Annotated in this window: 16 protein-coding genes and 2 tRNA genes; 7 read left to right on the top strand and 11 right to left on the bottom strand. The window is 67.6% G+C overall.

Annotation, left to right across the window (positions count from 1 at the left end; translation table 11 throughout):
* Positions 1-310 precede the first annotated feature (310 nt).
* Positions 311-1,204 carry a hypothetical protein gene (locus tag AB0E94_RS05390; RefSeq protein ID WP_360322866.1) on the bottom strand — a complete coding sequence of 298 codons (894 nt, stop codon included), beginning with the start codon at positions 1,202-1,204 and terminating at the stop codon, positions 311-313.
* Positions 1,205-1,207: 3 nt separating this feature from the next.
* Positions 1,208-2,854: a hypothetical protein gene (locus AB0E94_RS05385; RefSeq protein ID WP_360322864.1), complete on the bottom strand. Its 1,647-nt coding sequence runs from the start codon at positions 2,852-2,854 to the stop codon at positions 1,208-1,210.
* 391 nt (positions 2,855-3,245) lie between these two features.
* On the opposite strand from AB0E94_RS05385, the gene AB0E94_RS05380 reads away from it, so the two are divergent.
* The 4 genes from AB0E94_RS05380 to AB0E94_RS05365 all read left to right on the top strand — a co-directional run bounded on the left by AB0E94_RS05380 (position 3,246) and on the right by AB0E94_RS05365 (position 9,979).
* Entirely contained in the window at positions 3,246-5,351 is a 2,106-nt protein-coding gene (locus AB0E94_RS05380; RefSeq protein WP_360322862.1) for a sigma-70 family RNA polymerase sigma factor, read from the top strand.
* A gap of 114 nt (positions 5,352-5,465) precedes the next feature.
* Positions 5,466-6,860 (top strand): cellulose binding domain-containing protein, encoded by a 1,395-nt coding sequence (locus tag AB0E94_RS05375; RefSeq protein ID WP_360322860.1) that lies wholly within the window; start codon positions 5,466-5,468, stop codon positions 6,858-6,860.
* Between the two features lie 56 nt (positions 6,861-6,916).
* On the top strand, positions 6,917-8,635 hold the full coding sequence (locus AB0E94_RS05370) for a cellulose binding domain-containing protein (protein ID WP_360322858.1): 1,719 nt from the start codon (positions 6,917-6,919) through the stop codon (positions 8,633-8,635).
* Positions 8,636-8,695: 60 nt separating this feature from the next.
* Complete coding sequence (locus AB0E94_RS05365) at positions 8,696-9,979, top strand: pectinesterase family protein (protein ID WP_360322856.1); 1,284 nt, start codon at positions 8,696-8,698, stop codon at positions 9,977-9,979.
* Positions 9,980-10,057: 78 nt separating this feature from the next.
* On the opposite strand, the gene AB0E94_RS05360 is transcribed toward AB0E94_RS05365, so the two are convergent.
* The 3 genes from AB0E94_RS05360 to AB0E94_RS05350 form a co-directional block, all read right to left on the bottom strand.
* Complete coding sequence (locus AB0E94_RS05360) at positions 10,058-13,018, bottom strand: hypothetical protein (RefSeq protein WP_360322854.1); 2,961 nt, start codon at positions 13,016-13,018, stop codon at positions 10,058-10,060.
* A gap of 263 nt (positions 13,019-13,281) precedes the next feature.
* Positions 13,282-14,136, bottom strand: coding sequence for a hypothetical protein (locus AB0E94_RS05355; RefSeq protein WP_360322852.1), 855 nt, complete (start codon positions 14,134-14,136; stop codon positions 13,282-13,284).
* Positions 14,137-14,308: 172 nt separating this feature from the next.
* A complete protein-coding gene (locus AB0E94_RS05350; RefSeq protein ID WP_360322850.1) occupies positions 14,309-14,566 on the bottom strand; it encodes a hypothetical protein in 258 nt (85 codons plus the stop codon).
* 80 nt (positions 14,567-14,646) lie between these two features.
* On the opposite strand from AB0E94_RS05350, the gene AB0E94_RS05345 reads away from it, so the two are divergent.
* The gene (locus AB0E94_RS05345; RefSeq protein WP_360322848.1) at positions 14,647-15,696 is read left to right on the top strand and encodes an SEC-C metal-binding domain-containing protein; all 1,050 of its coding nucleotides are present in this window, start codon (positions 14,647-14,649) and stop codon (positions 15,694-15,696) included.
* Positions 15,697-15,771: 75 nt separating this feature from the next.
* Here AB0E94_RS05345 and AB0E94_RS05340 read toward each other — a convergent pair whose 3' ends face one another.
* From AB0E94_RS05340 to AB0E94_RS05325, 4 genes are all read right to left on the bottom strand, one after another.
* Positions 15,772-16,323 (bottom strand): Uma2 family endonuclease, encoded by a 552-nt coding sequence (locus AB0E94_RS05340; RefSeq protein ID WP_360322846.1) that lies wholly within the window; start codon positions 16,321-16,323, stop codon positions 15,772-15,774.
* A gap of 186 nt (positions 16,324-16,509) precedes the next feature.
* Positions 16,510-16,582 (bottom strand) — tRNA-Arg (locus AB0E94_RS05335).
* A gap of 41 nt (positions 16,583-16,623) precedes the next feature.
* Positions 16,624-16,714: transfer RNA gene (locus AB0E94_RS05330), tRNA-Ser, on the bottom strand.
* A gap of 312 nt (positions 16,715-17,026) precedes the next feature.
* Entirely contained in the window at positions 17,027-17,458 is a 432-nt protein-coding gene (locus AB0E94_RS05325; protein ID WP_360322844.1) for a hypothetical protein, read from the bottom strand.
* A 49-nt stretch (positions 17,459-17,507) separates the two neighbouring features.
* Here AB0E94_RS05325 and AB0E94_RS05320 point away from each other — a divergent pair, with 49 nt between their 5' ends.
* The gene (locus AB0E94_RS05320) at positions 17,508-18,095 is read left to right on the top strand and encodes a hypothetical protein (protein WP_360322842.1); all 588 of its coding nucleotides are present in this window, start codon (positions 17,508-17,510) and stop codon (positions 18,093-18,095) included.
* Here AB0E94_RS05320 and AB0E94_RS05315 read toward each other — a convergent pair.
* Positions 18,050-18,823 (bottom strand): CPBP family intramembrane glutamic endopeptidase, encoded by a 774-nt coding sequence (locus AB0E94_RS05315; protein WP_360322840.1) that lies wholly within the window; start codon positions 18,821-18,823, stop codon positions 18,050-18,052. The two genes, AB0E94_RS05320 and AB0E94_RS05315, sit on opposite strands and share 46 nt — an antisense overlap.
* A 107-nt stretch (positions 18,824-18,930) precedes the next feature.
* Here AB0E94_RS05315 and AB0E94_RS05310 point away from each other — a divergent pair, with 107 nt between their 5' ends.
* Positions 18,931-20,040 carry a globin domain-containing protein gene (locus tag AB0E94_RS05310; protein ID WP_360322838.1) on the top strand — a complete coding sequence of 370 codons (1,110 nt, stop codon included), beginning with the start codon at positions 18,931-18,933 and terminating at the stop codon, positions 20,038-20,040.
* Between the two features lie 6 nt (positions 20,041-20,046).
* Here AB0E94_RS05310 and AB0E94_RS05305 read toward each other — a convergent pair whose 3' ends face one another.
* A complete protein-coding gene (locus AB0E94_RS05305) occupies positions 20,047-21,576 on the bottom strand; it encodes a peptide deformylase (RefSeq protein WP_360322836.1) in 1,530 nt (509 codons plus the stop codon).
* Positions 21,577-21,792 lie beyond the last annotated feature (216 nt).

The following is a 21,792-nucleotide window of genomic DNA, read 5'->3' as shown; positions in this document are numbered from 1 at the left end:
GCGAAGAAGAGATTTCGTCAACGGATTCCCCACGCATTGACAAAGAAAAGATCAGCTCACGCATCGTACGAGACATCGACATGCCCTCGCTGTCCCGCGCGGCACGGGCTGTCCGCCGGGATCGGGGAGGATCCCGGCGGAACGCGGGGTCAGGACCAGACCCATGCGTACGTCGATGCGACGTGTACCCGGTAGAGGCCACTGTCCAGCCGATCGATCCACAGGCACAGGTTGATGGCCGGTGCCCCACTGCAGATCCTGGCCGCCGGCGTCACCCTCTCTCGGCGGTCGCCCGGGTGACCCCGCCTGATCACTTCAACAGCGGCACCAGCTTTTCGAACGCCGCCGCGGCGTGCCGGGCCGCAAGGTCATGGTCGCGGTGCCCCTTGGCCGGGTCGGCGTGGTCGGACACCCCGCGGATGACCAACCAGCCCACCGGATCGGTGACCGCCGTGGCGTCCTCGCGGACGGCCTGCACCAGACCACCGGCCTCGGTCTCCACGACCCGGCACTTCTCGTTGAAGGTCTGCAGGAAACTCCGGATCTCCGATTCCGCGTCGGTGATGACGGCGCCGCCGCTCCCGACTGTTCCGCTCATCACCCGGAACTCCCCGTCGCCCCCGGCCGAGGGCAGCGTGAAGGGCTCGTTGTGCCTGGTGAACAGGTCGTTTACGACTGCCGTCATCGCGGTCGGCAGCATCGTCGCCTCACCCCGCCGGACCGGCCCGTCCGGAGTCTCCCGCCGCTCGTCGTAGTAGACGACCTGGTTGGCGATGACCACATCGCCGATGTCGAGTTTCGGATCGATGCCGCCGGCGATGCCGACGAGGGCGACCACGGCGGGACGGTACGCGCGACGAAGGTTCGCATAGGCGGCGGTGGCCGACCGTTGCCCCCGGTCGAGGGTCTTGGCGAGGACGGCGTCGACACGGCCGCCGCCCTCAGTGTCGAACGCGGCGCGGTGCACCACGCCGGTGGGCGTCTTCTCCGTGCGGTAGTCGCGGGCGTGCCGGAAGACGTCGATCATCGCCCGGGCCTCCTGCGGAAGGACGGTCAGCACCGCCACGTCGGTCAGCGGCCCGCCGGTCGCACCGGGCTCGGCCTCGCCCCGGGCCGCGTTGTTGCCGGAGTTGATCCGGCTGCCACGGAAGGCGTTCTTGCCCACGTTGCCACCGACGATGACGCCCTCATTGTGGATGTTCATGGCTCAGTCCTGCTTCTTGGAGTTGATCTGGCTGTCCTTGAAGGCGTTCTTTCCGACGTTGCCGCCCACGATGACGCCCTCGTTGATCAGCACGTTGGCGCGCTGACGGAACTCGGTGACGTCCACGCCCTTGGCCACCAGGAAGTCGAGAGTCGAGGCGACGACCCGGCGGGTGAGGATGTTCTTGAACTTGACGACGTCCTGGGTCTGGAAGTCGTTGCGGAGCAGCCCCGGCGAGGCCAGCTCCCGCACACTGGTCTGGGCGCCGTAGTCGAAGCCGCGTGGCAACCGGGCTGAGGCCGCCCGGGATCCCTGCCTGGTCATGGCGACGAGTGCGGCGCGGACCAGGTTGATCGGAGCCGACGCGACGGTGCTCGCCGCGGAGGCCAGTCCCCACCACGCCGCCCGCAGATAGGGCCAGGCGCCCTGACTGCGCAGGTCGTCGACGGTCCGGTACAGGTCCTGACAAGGTGTCAGGGCATTGGTGGCGATCTCGAGATAAAGCGTGCGCCCGGCCAGCAGGAAATGGACGTAGACGCTGGTGATCAGCTCGCCGTTCCAGGAGGTGACCTGGCACTCGAGATAGTGCCGGCAGCTGTCGGTCGGGTTGACGAGGACCTGGGAGATCGTGGCGGCGTCCGACCACACCTCGCTCCACAGAGCCTCGTTGCCGGCGACGAACAAGCGGTCGGCCACGGTCAGGCCGGGGATCCTGCGGGCGGGGTCATGGGCGGTGGCCAGCTCGGCGAGACCGGAGCCGACGTATGCGACGAGTTCCCCGTTGCTGAAGGGCAGCTCCTGGAACTCGCGGGCACCCTCGTCGCTCTGGTCCGCGAGGCCGTTCTGGCTGCGGATCATCCGGAGTGCGAATCCCTCGACGCCGATCGGTGTGCCCGACCCGATGAACGGGGAGTAGCCGGAGTAGACACTCGTGTTGCCACGCTGCTGATTCTGGATCTCCTCGATCCGGTGATCCGGGGCGAGCGGCTCCGGCTGGCGGCCGGGCGAGTGCCGGACCGCGTGGCTCCACTGGGTCAGCGAGGTGGCGGCCGGGGTGACGAAGACGACGATCATGGTCAGCAGTGCGCTGCCCAGGAGCGCCGACAGACTCGCGTCCACGCTGGCCGAGGAGCCGAAGGCGGCGCTGGCCGACATCAGGCCGAGGGCGGGAATCGCGACGCCGAGCCCGATGAACAGCACGAACAGGCCGACGGCCGACGTGAGTAGCTGCCGGACCAGCGCACCGAACGCGATCCGTTCACCGGCCATGATCCGCCGCAGGGTGTCGGTGATCATCCGGTAGAACGCCACGACCGTGTGCCAGCCGGCCAGCAGGGCCAGCCCGAGGATCAGGCCGATACCGGAGGTGCAGGCGAGGAGCAGCAGAGCGCCGGCGATCACGCCGTCCCGGATGAGGGCGATCCGGTATGCCCGGCGGCAGTGCATGAGCACGGGGCCCAGATCGAAGCCGAAAGACGGTGCCACCGCGCGCTGTGGCTGCTGGTAGACCTCCTCCACGCTGGTGCGGGCGAAGTTCTCGTCGAGGTAGGCGCCGGCGCACATGTGGCGGGTCGCGGCGCTGAGCCAGTGGGTGTTCGAGGGCGGTGGTTGTCCCGCCGCAGGGCCGGCGGCTGTCGGGTTTCCAGTCATTGGTCATCTCCTGGCGTGTGCCGGATGATCAATTCTCGTCGCATTGACAAGAAGTCGCGTACAGCCAAGTTATGCCCGGTAGCGACTTTGTGTCAACCTGACAATTGGCTACCTTGGATTGACGGACGTACGAGCGGGCGTCGAACCTTCATGGCTTCTCGTCGATCTATCGTCCGGACCACCCACGAAGATCAGCTCCAGGTTCTGCTGATCGACTGGGACAGGGCGCCGTTCACCGGCTGCCCGGCGCTTTCAGGGGGACCCGTTCCGCCTAATGAGGACTCCAGCCGGGCCTGTCGTCAGCGTCGCGGGATCCAGACCCCGGCCCGCCGTTAGCGGAATCCCTCCAATGAAACGATAATCGTCTATCGAATTCCAGGACTGTTGTGAGGTGACCGGGTTGGCGGAGCCGTCGGATGCCCATCTCGTGATCTCGGCCCAGCAGGGCGACAGCTGGGCCGCGGAGGCCCTGCTGTCCAGGTACCTGCCGTTGATCAGCAACGTGATCGGGCGTGCGCTGGGGGGCCATCCGGACACCGACGACCTGGTCCAGGAGACGATGCTGCGGGCCCTGCAGGGCATCAAGAACCTGCGCGAGCCGGACAGTTTCCGATCCTGGCTGGTGAGCGTCGCGATCCGGCAGGTCAAGGACTGGGGCCGGGCCCACCGTCGGGCCATCGATCAGCGAGCGCTGCTGTCCGACCTCGGCGATGTGCCCGACGCCGAGGTCGACGTGGCAGCCGCCGCGCTCGAGCGAGCGGACCGGGAGAAGGAGCATCAGCGGTTCCTGGAGGCCACCCGTTGGGTCAGCCCTCAGGACCGGTCGGTGCTACGGCTGTGGTGGCAGGAGCTCAACGGTCAGCTGACCCGTGCCGAGCTCGCCCAGGCCATGAACCTGAGCCCGACACACGCGGCCGTCCGCATCCAGCGGATGCGCGAACACCTGGCACGGGTCCACACCGTGCTCACCGCTTACCAAGCCCGTCCGCGGTGTCCGGGCCTCACCGCCGCCGCCCGCGGATGGGACGAGCACGCCGACGCGCGGTTACTACGCCGGATGTCACGACACGTGACCGGGTGCGAGGCCTGCATCGGTGTCGGCCGCGGGCTGCTGCCGCCCGAGTCGCAGATCAGAGTGGCCGGCCTGGCCCTGCTCCCGGCCCTGCTGGCGCAGCCGGTCACGGCGAATGTGGCCGTCGGCATCCTGCATCGCATCGCCGAGGTGCTGTCGGTCAAGCGAGCTGCCCTGCTGGCTGCCTCGACCGCGGGCGCCACCGTCGCCGCGGCCGTCGTGCTCCTGCCGGCCACCCCCAGGGAACAACCGATAGCGCAACCGCCCCTCGGCACACCACCTGCTGTGGTGTCGCCAGGGGCGCCGGCCACCTCCGCCTCGGCATCCGTCCCGGTGTCACCGAGCCCGGACGGCGCGACGCCCGGGCGGAAGATCTACGTCGCCAGGAATGGTGACGATCAGGCGGCCGGCACCGAGGGCGCGCCGCTGGGAACTGTCAACCGGGCGATAGCGCTGGCCCGGCCCGGCGACACCGTCCTGCTGCGCGACGGCTTCCACCGGGTGACCGGTCCTCTGGAGATCACCACCGACGGCACCGCCGAAGCGCCGATCACCCTGACCAACTACCCGGGCGAGAAGCCGAGCATCGACGCCGGGCAGGTGCCGTCCGACGGGCCGTTCATCAGGCACCGGGCCGACCACTGGATCGTCAGCAGCCTGGACGTGTGGGGCGCGGCCGGTGACGCGTACGCCTGCATCTCCTGTTCGCAGAATGTGCTGCGGAACCTGACCGTGCACGGCAACGCCGGATCCGCCCTCACGCTGGGTGGCGCCGGCGCATCCGGCAACAAGATCATCGACAGCGACTTCTACGACAACGCCGACCCGGATGGGCGGTCGGCCGACGGCATCACGTTTGTTGCCGGCTCGGGAGGCGGCAACCTGGTGGGTGGCTGCCGGATGTTCGACAACGTCGACGACGGGATCGCCGTCGAGGGGTTCACCGGCGCCCTGACCATCGACGGGTCCTGGTCCTACGGCAACGGGATCAACCGCTGGAACCTGCCCCGGGTGCTCGGCACCGGACACGGCTTCGAGCTCGGCGACGGGGCTGTTCCGCACCTGATCACCCGCAGCGCCGCCTGGAAAAACAACGGAACCGGCTTCCTCGGCGGCGGTGCGGCACACGAGCTGACCCGCAACACCGCTTTCCGTAACGCCGGGGACGGATTCGCGTTCGCCTCGGCCACACGGCTCCAGGCGAACCTCGCGCTGGGCAACGACCAGGACATTCGACTTCCCGATGGTACGAAGACCGACGGCAACTCGTGGGACGACGCGGGCTGGAGCACCGCGGCGCTCGTGGAGATCGATCCGGCGACGGCGGAGGCGGGCCGGGCCGTCAGCGGTGCACTACCGGTGACCAGGTATCTCACCAACAGCCGCGATGCCGGGACGGGTGCGCCGATGACCCCGTACAGATAATTTTCCTTGCAAGGGTGTTATGTACGTCCCGGAAATCCGTCTGTAACGCGACTCGCACCGGCCGGGCCCTCATCAACCGGCCGGCGCCAACTCGCGACAGGAGGATTCCCCACGGTGAAAACTCACCTCCGTAGACGCCGCACGATCGTGGCGGCCGTGTCCGGGCTCGCCCTGACTGCGGCGGCTGCCGTCGCCGTCGTCGCCGGTCCGGCCGTGCTCGGCCTGGCACCGGTCTCGGCGGCGGCCTGCGACAGTCAACTGTTCGGCTGGGCGGCGACCTCGGGCAGTGGCCTGAGCACGACGACCGGCGGCGGAAACGCGACGCCGCAGACCATCACCACGCTCGCTGATCTCACGAAGTACGCCGGTGACTCGACTCCGCGGGTGCTGCGGATCTCCGGCACCATCACCACCGGGGGCTACGCCGTCGACGTCGCAAGCAACAAGACGGTCATCGGCGCCGACGGCAACGCCACGATCTACGGCGGCCTGAACATCAAGGCCGGCACCAGCAACGTCATCATCCGGAACCTGAACATGAAGGGCTTCTGGCCGAACTCCGGCCCGGACGACACCTTGGCCGCGCGAGGTGCCCACCACCTCTGGTTCGACCACCTCAACGTCTGGGACGCCACCGACGGCCTGCTCGACATCACCCAGGGATCCGACCTGGTGACGGTGTCCTGGTCGAAGTTCTGGTACACCAACGCGTCGCACCCGCACCGGCTCGCCAGCCTCAACGGCTCCGACGCCAACAACGACAGCATCGACGCCGGCAAGCTGAACGTCACCTACCACCACAACTGGTTCGCCGACCTGGTCGACCAGCGCATGCCCCGCGTGCTGTTCGGCAAGGGCCACGTCTACAACAACTACTACACGACCACCGGCAACCTCTACGGCATCGGCGTCGGCGCGCTGGCCTCGGTTCTCGTCGAGAACAACTACTTCAAGAAGACCAACAACCCGCATCAGTTCATGTACGCCCGCCCGTCCTACATCACCGCGCGGGGCAACACCTACGAGAGCACCACAGGGGTACGCGACACCGGCGCCGGCGGCACGGGCGGTGGCGTGACTCCGTTCACCACACCGCCGTACAGCTACACCCCGGAGGCGGCGAGTGCGGTGCCCACCTCGGTGCAGGCCTGCGCGGGCCCGAAGCTGACCGGTACGACGACCACCCCGCCCACCACGGCACCGACCACCACGGCACCGTCCGGGTCCTGCTCAGCCACCTACCGGACCGTCAACTCGTGGGACGGCGGTTTTCAGGGCGAGGTGACCGTCACCGCCGGCGGTTCGGCCATCAGCGCCTGGTCGGCGAAGTGGACGCTGTCCAGCGGGCAGGCGATCAGCCAAGTCTGGAACGGCAAGCTCACCGCCAGCGGCACCAGTGTCGTCGTCACCAACGAGACCTACAACGGCGCCCTCGCCGCCGGCACCTCGACCACCTTCGGCTTCCTCGCCACCGGCACCGCCTCGACACCGTCCGTCACCTGCGCCTGATCCCCCTTTTTTCATCCCCAATTTGGGAGCGCTCCCGCTCCCTCCGAGAGGTCAGCATGTCCCGATCCCGAAAGGTCCTGGCCGCCGCGGTGGCCGGTCTCCTGACATTCGCCGGTCTGGTCGCCACCAGCCGGTCCGCCAGCGCCGCGACCGTAGCCGCCTTCCCCGGCGCGGCCGGTCCGGCCATGTACGCCACCGGCGGCCGTGGCGGCGACGTCTACCACGTCACCAATCTCACCGACAACGCCACGTCACCGCAGGCCGGTTCGCTGCGGTACGGCATCAACACCACGCCGAGCACCGGCCGCACCATCGTCTTCGACGTGGCCGGCACCATCAAACTGTCACCGGCCGGCCGTCAGGGCTGGCTCACCATCGGCGCCAAGAACCTGACCATCGCCGGGCAGACCGCGCCGAAGCCCGGTATCACGATCATGGGCCAGGCCACCAAGATCACCGGAAGCAACGTCGTCATCCGGCACCTGAAGTTCCGGCCCGGACAGGACCAGGCCAATCCCGGTACGGCGACGAACGACGGCATCTGGATCACCGGCGACAACGTGATCGTCGACCACGTCTCGGTCAGCTGGCACGACGACGAGGGCATCAGCTCCAGCGACGCGGCCGGGCAGATCACCGTGCAGTACGCGATCGTCTCCGACGGGCTGAACTACAACGGGCACAGCTACGGCGCACTGGTCGGCAGCGATGTGACCGGATCCAACATCGCCTACCACCACAACCTGTTCGCCCACCACAAGAGCCGCCTGCCGAGACTCGGCAACGAGGTCGGCGCGACCACCAACGTCGAGTGGAGCAACAACGTCGTCTTCGAGGGCAAGGGCTACAGCGGCGACGGCCAGCTCGCCCGGGCCAACTTCGTCGGCAACACCTACCTGCGGCAGAACACCAGCAACCCCGAGGTGTTCACCGGCGCCACCGGGACCAGCGCGTACATCTCCGGGAACAGGGGCGACTACGACGGCGACGCCAACCTGGCCAACGGCGTCGATGTCGCCTGGGACCGCTTCACCGACGTCCCGACCCACGCGTCCAGCAGGTTCGCCGTTCCGAACATCACCACCGAGTCGGCGTCCGCCGCGCTGACCAAGGTCCTCGCCAACTCCGGGGCCTTCTGGTGGTCACGGGACGCCGTCGACACCCGGGTGATCAACGAGACGAAGAACACCAGCGGTGCGGTGATCAACTATCCGAACGCCACCGAGTGGAACAACGCTTGGAACGCCTCGCAGGTCAACGCACCCAGCGGGTGGGACACCGACCGGGACGGCATGCCCAACACGTGGGAGTCGGCGAACGGGCTGAACCCGAACAGCGCCGACCACAACGGCGACGCGGACGGCGACGGTTACCGCAACGTCGAGGAGTACCTCGACTACGCCGCCAACGGAGGCCAGGCGACCACCCCCACGACACCGCCCACCACCAGCCCCACCCCGAGCACACCGCCGACGGGCGGTGGTGCTTGCTCCGCCGCCTACGCCACCACCAACTCCTGGTCCGGGGGCTTCCAGGGTGAGGTAACCGTGACCGCGGGCAGCGCAGCAATCGCGGCCTGGACCGTCACCTGGACCCTCGGCAGCGGCCAGACCATCAGCCAGACCTGGAACGGCAAGCTCACCACCAGCGGTGCAGGAGTCACCGTCGCCAACGAGTCCTACAACGGCGCCCTGGCCGCCTCGGCCTCGACGACGTTCGGCTTCCTCGCCACCGGCACACCGACGACACCGACCCTCACCTGCACCGCGAGCTGACGACGGAACCGCGGCCGTGCCCGCCTCGTGCGGGCACGGCCGCGATCGAAAGGAGTACCCGTGTCCACGTTCCCCAAGTTCGTCGCCGCCCTCGCACTCGTCGCCGGTGGTGTCGTGGTCGGACTGACCAGTACGCCCGCCGAGGCCGCGACCCTCACCGTCGCGAAGGACGGCACCGGCATGTACACGACGGTGCAGGCGGCCGTCGACGCGATCCCGGCGAGCAACTCCACCAGGCAGGTGATCACCATCAAGGCCGGTACCTACCGCGAGATCGTTACCGTCAACAAGCCGTACGTCACGCTGCAGGGACTCGGCTCGTCAGCCGCCCAGACGGTGATCGTGAACAACCACAGCAACGCCGGCGGCTACGGCACGTCGAACAGCGCCACCGTCTTCGTCAAGGCGAAGGACTTCCTGGCCACCAACCTGACCATGTCGAACGACTACGGCGAGGGCAGCCAGGCGGTGGCCGTCAACGTCAACGGCGACCGGGCCGTGTTCGACAACGTCCGGTTCCTCGGCAACCAGGACACCCTGCTGGTCAACAATTACCGCCACTACTTCCACAACGTGTACGTCGAGGGCACCGTCGACTTCATCTTCGGCGGCGCGAGTGCGGTCTTCCACAACTCGACCATCTACGAGAAGCGGTCGAGCGGTGGTCCGATCATCGCGGCCAACACCGACACCGCACTGAGGTACGGAATCCTCTTCTACAAGAGCACCATCACCGGCGCAGCGAACAACGTGACGACCCTTGGCCGCCCATGGGGGCCGGCCGCCCAAGTGCTCTACCGGGAGTCCAGCCTCAGCGCGACGATCAAGACGGCACAGCCGTGGACGGACATGTCGGAGAACTCCTGGACGAACGCCCGGTTCCTGGAATACCGGAACACCGGCGCCGGTGCGAGCAACAACAGCAACCGGCCGCAGCTGACCGACGCGCAAGCGGCCGACTACACGCCACAGAAATACCTGGCCGGCACCGACGGCTGGAACCCGATCGGCGCATCCACGACCACCGCGCCCACCACGCCGCCCGCCGGTGGAGCCTGTACCGCGACATACCGGACGACCAGCTCCTGGTCCGGCGGTTTTCAGGGTGAGGTGACGGTGATCGCCGGGAGCACAGCCATCGCCTCGTGGACGGTCGGCTGGACCCTCGGCAGCGGCCAGACCATCAGCCAGGTCTGGAACGGCAAGCTCACCACCAGCGGAACAGGAGTCACCGTCACCAATGAGACCTACAACGGCACCCTGGCCGCGGGCGCTTCCACCACCTTCGGGTTTCTCGCCACCGGAACACCGACGGCACCCGGCCTCACCTGTTCCAGCAGCTGATCGCCACCCGATCTGACCTCTGCGACACAGCCTTCTCGGGCAGGCGACCGAGAAGGCTGTGTCGTCATCCGACCAGGGTCATCGAGTGAAGGTCAGGTACGCCCAACTGCCGACGGTCGTGGCGTTCACAGCGTCGCCCGAGGAGGTCCACACGTACGACGACCGGACTCGCAGGCGCAGGCCCTTGTCGTGCGGCGGCCCCAGGGTCACCCTCGAGCGACCGTTCGCCGCGAGCGTGAAGTACTGCGAGCCGGCGTAGCGCCACTTCCCGTTCACGTACACCTGCAGCTCCAACCGCTGGGCGCGGCCCTGGTAGGCCGTCATCACGGTGGTGAAGACCGGGTTCTTCGACTTGTGGAAGTAGTAGTACTTCGTCGATCCGATCTTGCCGGTCTTGTACTGCCCGCCGACCGCCAGGGACACGTTGACCTTGGCGTAGGCCGTAGCCTTCGCGGTCCTCGGAGCCGTACGCGTATCGCCGGTGAAGCGAGCGGTCACCGTGGTGTTCCGGGTCATCCAGACGGTGGCCGACAGTTGGCCCTTGCTGTTGACCTTGCCTTTCGCCACCAGTTTGTTCGGCTTGTCGCCGCCGTACGGGTCGGCCCAGATCTCGACGACCCGGTTCTGGTACGACTTGCCGAGCGTGGCGGTGAACACGACCTTCTTGTTGTACGTGTGCGTCGTGCCGTTGCCGTTCAGGCTCAGTGTCGTGGCGTCCTTGGCGATGCTGGTGGTGTCGGCAGCGGAGGCGGCGATGTGCTTGGGGTCGCCGGCGTACGACACCTGGTAGGTGACCTTGCCACCGGCGTACGGGATGTCGGTGAACGAGAACCGGTTGTTCGCACCCAGTGCCCTGATGCCGAGCGGTTGCCCCTTCGGCGCCTCCTCGTCGACGCGGACGACCGTCAACGGGGTGCCGGCCGGCAGCGGGACGCTGGCCGTGAGCGTGCCCGAGACGGTGAGCGACTTCCCCCTTGCGGCGGTGGCCGGAACATCGACGGTCAGGGTCGTGACGGACTTGGCCGGGTCCACCAGCGCCTGCAGGATGAACTCCTTCCTGGAGTTCTCCGCCACCGCGAACAGCCGGCTGCCGCTCGGTTCCCAGGCGAGCCCCTGTGCGACCAGGTTGTCAGCGCCGGTGATGTTGGGATCCGTGTCCGGCAGATCGATGATCCGGATCGGTGTGGCCGAACCAGCCGGATAGACGTACACCTCAGGCTGGTAGTTCAAGTTGCCGTAACCGATGGCCAGCGTCTCGTCTGCAGCCACTGCCAGCGCGTGCGGGCTGCTGACAGGCGGGTAGGAGGTCACCAGCGCCATGTCCGAGGTCTTCCAGACCCAGGTGCCCTCGCCGCTGGCGGTGTACAGCAGGCTTCCGTCGGGGGAAAGAGCCAGGTCGTTGAACCACGGCTTGTCGGCACCCACGGCGGTCCGGATCGCGGTGCCGCTCGACACGTCGTACGCGGAAGCCTTGCCCGAGCTCGCGGCGGCGAGCAGGTTCGGGGCGCCCGCGACCGTGGCGAGGCGCGGTGGCTTCGGCCATCCGGACGCGTCCTGGGCAAGCGCCACCGTGGGCTGGTCCCCGGTGATGTCCACCGAGCCGATGTCGCCGCCCTCGTCGTCGCCGTACCCGAACCAGATCTTGCCGGCAGTGGCTGCCACATACGTCGGGGTCGTGTCGTCACCGGTCGGGTAGCGGGCAGCCTCGGTCACCGTGTCGGTGGCGATGGACACCACGGCGTCGGCGCCGGGCACGGCCGCATAGAGGTGGGCCGAGTCGGCGGCCAGCGCAAGCCCCTGTACGCCCGGCAGGTTACGCCGGACGCCGAGGACCTTGCCGGTGAAGTCCGCCGCAACGATCGTCGAGTTTCGCGCATCGCTGACGAAGACCCGCTGGTGAACGCCGTCGACGACGAAGTCGGACACCGTCTCCACCGGCAGTCCGGGGCGCGGCACCGGCTCCGGGTCCGGCGTGGTCGGATCGGTCAGGACGTTCAGGGAGAAGACGTTCTGGGAGTTGCTCGTGACGGCGAACAACCGATCGGTGCCACCCGGCTCCCAGGCGAGGCCATCGTTCGCGAGGGTGTCCGCACCGCTGTTGGTGCCGGTATTGGGAAAGTCGTACCTGCGTAGGACAGTCATCGAGCCCGGCGCGAAGGTGTGCACGTCGGGGGCGTACCAGGCGGAACTGCCGGTGGCGACGGTGCCGTCGTCGGCGACCGCCACGGCGTTGGCTGACCACTCGGTGCGATAAGTCCCTGCGGAGGACAACTGCGGGACCTTCCAGACCTCGTGGGACCCGCCGGCCCGCGCTGTGATGAGGCGCTTTCCGTCAGGGGTGAGGGCGAGGTCGTCGGTACGGCCGTTGCCGAGTGTCTTCACCGCGGTTCGCCGGGCTGCGCCGGTGGAAACGTCGAAGACAGCGACCCGGCTGGCGGTATCGGAGTACGTGGACTCGCCCGCGGCGAGCACGCCGGGCGCCGCTGGGGTGGCGGCGAGCCTGGGCGCGGCCAACCACGGCGTGTCCTTGTCCTGATCGAGTAGCACAGTGGGCGCCGCGCCGGCCAGGTCGAGCGAACCGATGCCGGCCTGCGTGGCGTCGTCCGCGGTTCCCGACCCGTCGTATCCGAACCAGAGCAGACCCCCGGTGTACGCCAGGAACTTGGGACCGGTGCCTGTGCCGGTGTCGTACCGTGCGGTCTCGGTGAGGGTCTCCGTCGCCAGGGACACAATGGAGTCGGCGCCGCGCACCGCGCCGTAAAGGGTTGTCGCGTCCGGCGAAAGGCTGATGCCGGCCACCCCGGGCAGACCGCTTCGGGTGGCGATGACCGTTCCGTCGTAGCCCGTCGCGATGATCTTGCCGGCCTGCGGATCGCTGATGAAGATCTGCTTGTGCACGCCGTCGACGACGACCCCACCCACCGATGAGATGGGCAACCTGGTCGCCGCGTCGGCGAAGGCGGGCTGGGCAGAGGCGACCAGGGAGATACCGGCGATGAGGACCGCGCCGGCCGTGGCTGCGCCGAGTCTTGTGCGCATGTAGTTATGAACCCCCATGACAGTGTTGCTGAAGATCTTTATGTCAGCCGACTGAGCATAGGGGCAGTTCATTCACAATCGTGAGGGCCCATGTGGCTTGCGGCCCCAGCACCGGCTGGCCTGGCCGTCCACCGTGTACTCACAGAGCGCGTTGTCGGGGTCGACCCGGTACCGCGCCGCGCGCATGGCCCACACACGGACGCGCCGGAGACCCCCGTGGTGAGAGGCCTCCGGCGAGGCGTTTCCGCGCATTTCCCGCGGCTTTATCCCGCTGGCGTTTCGTTCAAACCCAAACCACGCAGGATGTTATCGCGGTTCGCATCCCCGCGCAGCGCGGTCAAGGACTTCAAGCGGCCCAGCAAAGTCGTGGAAGATGCGGGGCACTTCAAGTCCTGAATCGCCGACAAGGTCTTTTCAAAACGCTGAATGCGACTTTCCAGATCCGTTCCACTCGGAAGGCTCGCATTCTTGAGCGCCACCTGCGCGTTCACCTGGGCCTGAGTGGGCGGGCAGCGACCGGGAACATTTACCCCGGTAGGACCCACGCGGTCGGCCGTCGCGTTCGGATCCCCCGGACTGAAACCCAGCGCCGGCACCAAAGCATTGATGTCACCGGAGCCGGCTCCGGCGTTCCCCGTCGCTCCGCCCGGGGCCGCGTCACCGGATCCTGCGGCGACTCTATCCGCTGGCGTTTCGTTCAAACCCAAACCACGCAGAATGTTATCGCGGTTCGCATCCCCGCGCAGCGCGGTCAAGGACTTCAAGCGGCCCAGCAAAGTCGTGGAAGATGCCGGGCACTTCAAGTCCTGAATCGCCGACAAGGTCTTTTCAAAACGCTGAATGCGACTTTCCAGATCCGTTCCACTCGGAAGGCTCGCATTCTTGAGCGCCACCTGCGCGTTCACCTGGGCCTGAGTGGGCGGGCAGCGACCGGGAACATTTACTCCAGTGGGACCCACGCGGTCGGCCGTCGCGTTCGGATCCCCCGGACTGAAACCCAGCGCCGGCACCAAAGCATTGATGTCACCGGACTCGGCGGCCTGGCTCATCCCCGTGCCGACCGCGAGCGCTGAGCCGAGCAGCGCCGCGGCGGCACCTCCGATCACCAGCTTGCGCATCCGGCTGCTGACTCCGCGTCGATACATGCACGGCTCCTCTTCGTCTCGGTACTGCCTGTGCCGAGATGTACGAGCAGTGACGTGGAAGCAGTTCAGGATACTGAGGGAGCTTTCCTTAAAGATTCTTAAACGTGACTCCCGAGGCGTGCAGCCGCCCGGCGCGTCCGCCCGCTCACGCGGGCGAGAGCCCCCGGAAGTAGCACTGACCGGGGTCGGTATCCGGGCCCAGTTGCTCGCAGTGGAAGCGGATGGAACCGAAGGTCTGTGTCGTGGCAACCGAGTTGGCCCACCCCGGGTCGGTGATCTGCCAGGAGAACGCCAACTGGTATGTGCCCGCGTTCGGCAGGTAGAACGTCGTGCCCTCCTCGGTGTTGGGGAGGCTCGGCGGCATCGGCGAGATCGGGGTGGTGATCAGTCCCGAGCAGCCCACACGCCACCCAAGCTCCACAAAGGGTGGACAACAAGAATGGCCTGAACCGTGGGCCTCGGCCGTACCGGTAGATTTCAGGTGTGGACAGTTCCCCCGCGGTCTCCGGTTCTCCCACCGCGTACGAGATATTCCTGGCCGCTGCGGGGCGTAAGCGTTCCGCAGCCGAGCGTGAACAGTGGGCCGCGGATCATGCCGGGGACCCTGAGGAGCCGCGGGCGTTAGTGGATGCCGGGTGGGCGACAGCCCGCGGCGACGACTATGAGCGGGCGTTGGAGTTGTTCCGCCGGGCCGCGGGATTCGGCGGCGAATGGGGCCGGGATGCGCAGGTCGGCGTCGCGGAACAGCTCTACGCGTTGCAGCGTGACCGGGAAGCCGACCAGGTTCAGCGCGTTCTCCGAGCAGAGCTGGACGAACTGCCCGGTAGTCCTGGCACGTTGCGAATCTTCGATGACATGACCGAAATGCTCTCCGACGCCGGCCAGGAGCGCCTGGCCCTCGAATGGTGCCAGGCCGGGCTGAACCACGTGGTCGGAGCCGATGACGACCCCGAGGCGGAAAGGCGGCGGCATGGGCTGCTCATCAACCGCGGCTATCTTCGGGAGAACCTCGGTATACCGCTCGACGACGAGGATCTCGAAGCCCGAGCCGAGGCCGACAGGACACTCGCGCAAGTGACCACGATGATCAATGAACGGCTGAAGTCCGTGGAACGTAGCGATGATCTCGATGTACCCCGTGATGGGACAGCCTTCGACGGGATCGTCCTGCGGTGGGTTCGGGAGGATTTCCCGACGGTCCGATCTCGCTGGCCGGAATCGACTGCCCATTACGGCGCCGATTACGAGACGTACGCTGGGCGGATCCAGCGCGAGGCCTACGCGTACGAGGACTCCGGCGCCGCTCGGGTGCATCTGGTCACCGCGACTCTCGCCGACTACGAGGCGTACGCGAACTCGCAGAGACGCGATCCGGCCGACCAGTCGACCCGGCAAGCCTACGGCGAGTGGTGCACCAAGGCGCGCCCCGACCGGGTGCGGCCCTGGCCGCCCCAGCGCAACAGCGCATGCTGGTGCGACTCGGGACGTAAGTACAAGAAGTGCTGCGCGGCACCGGCCCGCCCGCGGGCCTGACCGGAACTCGTCGATGCGCCCTGAGCTGCGGTAGCCGGAAGGAAGTGCGCCAGCCGGCGAGCCGATCGCGTCGGCTCAGGAGATCTCGGGAACGGTGGTCAACAGCCATGCGATGGGTTGCGGGCCGCCCGGGTCCGGCTCGTACTCACCGCTCTCGACGTTGAGATTGTGCCGATGCACGGCAGTGACACTGTCGCGCTCGACGATCCAGTAGCGCGGAATCCCAGCCTTGGCGTATTCCGCCTTCTTGATCATCCGGTCGATCACCTCGGAACCCCGGGACACGACCTCGATAGCGAGCAGAAGCCCCGCCGTGCCGGCATAGCTCGACCGGGCTCGACGCGGCGGCATCCCCTCCGCCCACACCGTCAGGTCAGGCACCCGCCCACCGCCGACATCGATACCGCAGTCCGTCGCTACCTGTTCCGGACCGTAACCGTTGGTGAGGAACCAGGCGAAAATTCGGGAGACGAGGAGCGCGTGGTCGGGATCCGCCGACGGCACGACGGACAGCACTCCCTCAGGACTCAGTTCGTAGCGGTGGTTCTCGTCAGCGGCGGCCATCTGGGCAAGGTCGTCCAGCGTCACCTGGGTCGGCATTCCCGCACCCACGGCTTCGGCGCTCATCGTGCCCCCACGGGATTGCCGGATTCGAGGCCCGATCGGGCGAATTCCAAAAGGGATCGGCACGTTTTCGACACGCGATCACCATCCGATCACCACCGTCCCGCCATGCAGGACACCGCGAGCAGAGCATGGAAAGCATGAAGGCCGTGAACCGCGTTTCCGCAGCTCACGGCCTTGAATGCTTTGTGCGCCCGAAGGGACTCGAACCCCTAACCTTCTGATCCGTAGTCAGATGCTCTATCCATTGAGCTACGGGCGCTTGCCTTGTTGCTCAGTCAGCCTACAACACCGACTTTCGCGCGGAGACTCCGGGATTCGAACCCGGGAGGGGCTTTAAAACCCCAACCGCATTAGCAGTGCGGCGCCATAGACCAGACTAGGCGAAGTCTCCCCGGTGACCCGAGGGCCACCGAGGCTTGACAATACCGGACTCGGTGACGGCCGCACAAAGAGGTAGGCATCCGGCGCACCGGAGATCTTCGCGACCGGGCGCGAACAGGCGAAACGTTGCGGATGCGGCTAGGCTGCCAGCGATGGAGGACAACACGCGCCGGGAGGCTCCGCGGGCTCGGGATCCGCGAAGCCCGTTCAGCACGCCCGAGCAGACGCCCTCCGCTGAGCGACCGGCCGCGAGCCCCGGGCGCCGCGGTGCGCCGCCGGCGGTCACCTTCCAACCCCCGGCCCCTGACTCAGGTGCCGAAGGTCACTCTTCAAACCCCTCTTCGGGTACGGATGCGGCCCGCCCACGCAAGCCCGAGGCACCGGCCGTGCCGTCCCAGCCGGTCCGCAGCCCCGAGCAGCAACCCGCCACGCCCGCGGCCGGCCCCGAGCCCACCACCGGCCCGGATCCCGCGAAACGCACCACCACCAAACCCGCGGCCACCGCCCCGGCACCGGCAAAGCGCACCGCCACCAAACCCGCGACCTCCGACGATCCGGCACCGACGAAACGCACCGCTACCAAACCCGCGGCCGCCGCCCCGGCACCGGCGAAACGCACCGCTGCCAAACCCGCGACCTCCGACGATCCGGCACCGGCAAAGCGCACCGCGGCAAAGAAAGCGGCACCCGCCAAGAAGACCCCAGCCAAACGCGCCCCAGCAAAGAGGGCCACCGAAAAACCGGTAGAGGTCACCGCAGTACCGGTGGAGGCCGCAGCAACGGCGGAAGCGCCGAAGCTTCACGTGGTCGAGCCGGGAGAAACGCCGGTCCAGCTGGCAGTCGTCACCACCGAACCCGGCCGGCGCGGGTTCGACTCGATTGCCGAGCAGGTGGTGGCGGAACCGGCCCGCACCCCGGAAATCCTGGCCCACGCCCTGGTCCAGGCCCTCGGCCCGCGCGCCCGCGGCTGGACCGATCACGTCCGCGCCACCTACCCCACGGCTTCGCGGGACGCTCTGACCAGGCTGGCCGTGCAACGGTTCACCCGGACCGCGGGACTGCGTGGCGGCGTTGGAGCGCTCGCCGGCCCGTACGCCCCCATTGCTCTTGGCGTCGCAACCGTGATCACGCACGCCGAGCTGGTGTTGCACCTCGCCGCGATCCATGGTCTTGATCCGAGTGACCCGCAGCGGGCCGCGGACCTGTTGCGGCTGGTCAGCCCGGGCGCCGGAACGGTGGCCGGCTGGGCCGCCCTGACCTTGACCGGTCCCGGCATCCGGCTGCTGGCGGGGGTTCTGAGCGCCCGCACGACGACCGAGGCGATCGCGGTCCGGGCGCGCCGGTACTACACCGAGAGCCAGCTCAACCAGGAGTCGGGCAGCAGCTGGTAGCCGACGAAGGCCACGATGTCGAGCAGGCTGTGGGCGACGATCAACGGCATGAGGCGTTTGGTACGCAGGAAGAACAGCACGAAGACCACGCCCATGACCGCGTTGCCGATGAAGCCGCCGAAGCCCTGGTAAAGGTGGTAGGAGCCGCGCAGGACGGCGGACGCCGCGATGATCCAGAGCACCGGCAGCTCGGCTGACCGGAGTCGGGTGACCAGATATCCGACGACGATCACTTCTTCGAGGACGGAGTTCTGGATCGCGGAGAGGACCAGCACGGGCACCGACCACCAGTAGGGTTCGAGCCCGGACGGCCTGATCTGCGCGTTGATGCCGAGCTGTAGTGCCGCGTACACGAAGAGCAGTCCGGGCAGCCCTATGCCGGCGGCCAGCGCGGATCCCCAGCCGATGTCGTATCCGGGTCGGCGGTAGTCGATGCCGAGTTCACGCGGTCCGATGCGGTCCTTGGCGAGCAGGAAGAACGCCAGGGCCACGGGGATCAGTGCGAAGAAGATCCCGAGCATCTGGTACGTCAGGTCGAGGTAGATCCGTGGCGAGACGGTCGGGTTGAGTGTGGTGGTCTGCTGTGCGAGGGGCTTCTCGGCGGTGAGTTTCGCGGTCAGCGATACCACGGAGTAGACGGCCGACTGTCCGAGCGACAGCAACAGCACGATGGCGATCTCGGCCCGGTAACGCGGGCGGGTGGTCAGCTGCTGGTCTTCCACGGTCACCCCGCCACTCTAGGCGAGTCACAAATCCACCTATTTCGCCATGCGACACACCGCTGTCGCACTTCAGGTGCGTCGTGTTCCCGACTGTGCTGACCACCCTGAATGGCATGGGAGACCTCGCACGCTTGCTCAAGGAGAGCTGGAGCCTCGTCGAGGAACATCAGGACAAGGTTGCCGGCTATTTCTACGCGCGGATCTTCCTGTCGTATCCGGATCTGCGCGATCTCTTCCCCGTCCAGATGGACGTGCAGCGGGCCCGTCTGCTGACCGCGATCGTGACCGCCGTGCAGACGCTGGAGGATCCGGAGCGGTTCGACGAGTACCTGCGGGCGCTCGGGCGCGACCACCGCAAGTTCCACGTGGAACCAGAGCACTACGAGGTGGTGGGCGGCGCGCTGATCGAGTCGATGCGCGCCTTCGCGGGTGAGGAGTGGGGCGTCGAGTACGACCAGGCGTGGGCCGACGCATACGCGGTGATCGCCTCGAAGATGCTGGCCGGCGCCGAGGCCGATCCGAACCCGCCGTACTGGTACGGCGAGGTGGTCGCGCACGAGCGCCGCTCCAAGGACATCGCCGTGTTCACCGTGCTGCCGTTGCAGCCGCTCGACTACCGGGCCGGGCAGTACCTGAGCATCGAGGCCCCCCGCTACCAGCCCCGGCTGTGGCGTACCTACTCCCCGGCGAACGCGCCCCGGCGGGACAACACGCTGGAGTTCCACGTGCGGGCGGTGGGCGCCGGCTGGGTGTCGAGCGCGCTGGTCCGCCGGCTGCGGGTCGGCGACATGATCAAGCTGGCCGCGCCGATGGGGACGATGACCCTGGACCGAAGATCGACCCGGGACGCCGTCTTCGTAGCCGGTGGCACCGGGCTGGCCCCGATCAAGTCGCTGCTCGAGGAGCTGACCCGGTACAACCGGACCCGCTGGGTGCACGTCTTCTTCGGCGCGCGCAACCGTGAGGATCTGTACGACCTGGCCGACCTGAACCGGCTGGCCGCCCGCTATCCGTGGTTGTCGGTGGTGACCGCGTGCAGCGAGGACCCGACCTTCCCCGGCGAGCAGGGTGACATCTCGGACGTGGTGGCGAAGTACGGCCCGTGGAAGGAGCACGACTTCTTCGTCTCCGGTTCGGGCCGGATGGTGCGCTCCACCCTGAAGAAGCTGTCCGAACTCCAGATCCCCTCAGTCCGGATAAAGTACGACAGCTTCAGCGACTAGAGAGTCCTAGTAATCCCAGGGCCGCCCGGTCTGCTGATACTGGGCGACCGGGATCAGCTTGGCGTCGGCCTCCATCCGGTCCACGTAGAGCCGCCCCTCCAGGTGGTCGATCTCGTGGCTGATCAGCCGGGCCAGCGCCCGTTCGAAACTGGTCACCACCCGGGTCCCGTCGAACCGCGCGTGTTCCACGTCGATCCGCAGCGGGCGGGGGACCAGTCCGCGGTAGTCGAAGAACGACAGACAGCCCTCGTACTGTTCGTCGCTCTCCCGGGACTCGCCGACGACCCGCGGATTGAGCAGGACGACCGGTTCCACGTCGCGGTCCGGCGGGCGGACCACGGCGGCCGCCACCGGCACTCCGATCTGCGACGCGGCGAGACCCACACCTTTGCTGAACTCGTGCAGGTCCTCCAGGCGGCCGAGCGAGGTGAGCAGCCGGGTGACCGCGTTCCGGGCGGCCACCCCCTCGCGGGGCAGCTGGAAGTGGCGGGCCCGCTGCCGGAGCAGATCGGACCCACGCTGGATGATGCCGATGCCACGCATCCGGTGCGAGGCCCTGGGCAGGGCCGGCTCCGGCGGCCCGGTCTCCTCGTAGACCGGGGCATCGGCGCCGCGGTACCGCCATTCCAGCCGGTACCGCGCGTTGAGCAGGGGCGCGTCGGTTGACCACTCGAAAATGGCGCGACCTCCCTCGGTGCGGCGTTCCAACGGGGTACGGACGGGCACCTCAGCGGCGAGGGACGCCTCCACACCCCAGACCTGGGGTTCGAAGCTCTCCGGGAAGTTCAGCCGCACGGTCAACGACCGGGTCGGCAGGCGGACGGCGCGCTGGAACCACTGGCCCCACTTCTCTTCACCGACCGTGTACGCGTACTCGATGGTGGTCCGCTCGCCGGGGTAGAGCGGGAACTGGCCGCGCCCGTTGGCGAACATCAGCCAGATCTCCTTGGACGCGTCCCGGTCGAGCTTGACCCGCCAGATCATGGGTTCGGCGGCGTCGCTCTCCCCGGCGAACGCCTGCACGTCCATCTCTTCGAAGGTGAGCGGGTTGTCCCGGTGGTGGCGGTTGGAGCCGGCCGGGTCATGTGGGTAGCGGTCCACCGAGATCTTGGCGAGGTACCTGGTGACCGGCTCGACACCGGCGTTGTAGAGCCAGCGCTGGACGCGGCAGCGGTAGGCGCCGTCGGTGTAGGCGAGCTCGGCGACCTCACGCTCGACGATCAGGCCGGTGCCGGGTGGCAGCCACTGCACCGGCACCGGAGGGTCACGGTGCATGCCTGTGGTGCGGGCGTGGCGCAGTTCGTCGTACTCCTGGAATCTCTGCCAGATGGCGCCGCCTGCGCCGAGGACGGCTTCGGCCCGGCGGGCGAAGTCCTCGGTGGGTTTGTGCCGGCGTCCCTCGACGTGACTGACGTAGGAGGGATCGAAGCCCATGCGTGCAGCGAGTTGCTTCTTGGTCATCCCGCGCTCGACCCGCCATTGCGCAAGCGCCGTGACGAACTGATCTGCGGCCCTTTCAATGGGCGAGGTGGTCATCACGGATGTCCCCTTCGCGACGGCATGTTCAGTGTCGCTGGGATCTTGTGTCACCAAGGAGCTAGTAGCGCGTTGCCGACAGATACCTTGACGAATCCGGCAGCGCAGCCACGCTACGTAAAGTAATCATTACCTTGGGCATTCGCCCGAAAGATCCCCTTGGGCGGTGTGGTTAGGCTACCCTTAACCGGGTACCGTGGGTCGTCGCGAGCCCCT

This window comes from Actinoplanes sp. NPDC026670 (assembly GCF_040638175.1).
Classification (GTDB): domain Bacteria; phylum Actinomycetota; class Actinomycetes; order Mycobacteriales; family Micromonosporaceae; genus Actinoplanes.
The sequence above is the reverse complement of the archived record's forward strand: the minus strand, read 5'-3'. Positions and strand labels throughout refer to the sequence as shown.

Bases quoted from the DNA above. Each gene is read 5' to 3' on its own strand.
- AB0E94_RS05390 (WP_360322866.1), bottom strand. From the start codon at position 1,204: ATGAACATCCACAATGAGGGCGTCATCGTCGGTGGCAACGTGGGCAAG.
- AB0E94_RS05385 (WP_360322864.1), bottom strand. From the start codon at position 2,854: ATGACTGGAAACCCGACAGCCGCCGGCCCTGCGGCGGGACAACCACCG.
- AB0E94_RS05370 (WP_360322858.1), top strand. From the start codon at position 6,917: ATGTCCCGATCCCGAAAGGTCCTGGCCGCCGCGGTGGCCGGTCTCCTG.
- AB0E94_RS05360 (WP_360322854.1), bottom strand. From the start codon at position 13,018: ATGCGCACAAGACTCGGCGCAGCCACGGCCGGCGCGGTCCTCATCGCC.
- AB0E94_RS05355 (WP_360322852.1), bottom strand. From the start codon at position 14,136: ATGCGCAAGCTGGTGATCGGAGGTGCCGCCGCGGCGCTGCTCGGCTCA.
- AB0E94_RS05340 (WP_360322846.1), bottom strand. From the start codon at position 16,323: ATGAGCGCCGAAGCCGTGGGTGCGGGAATGCCGACCCAGGTGACGCTG.
- AB0E94_RS05310 (WP_360322838.1), top strand. From the start codon at position 18,931: ATGGGAGACCTCGCACGCTTGCTCAAGGAGAGCTGGAGCCTCGTCGAG.
- AB0E94_RS05305 (WP_360322836.1), bottom strand. From the start codon at position 21,576: ATGACCACCTCGCCCATTGAAAGGGCCGCAGATCAGTTCGTCACGGCG.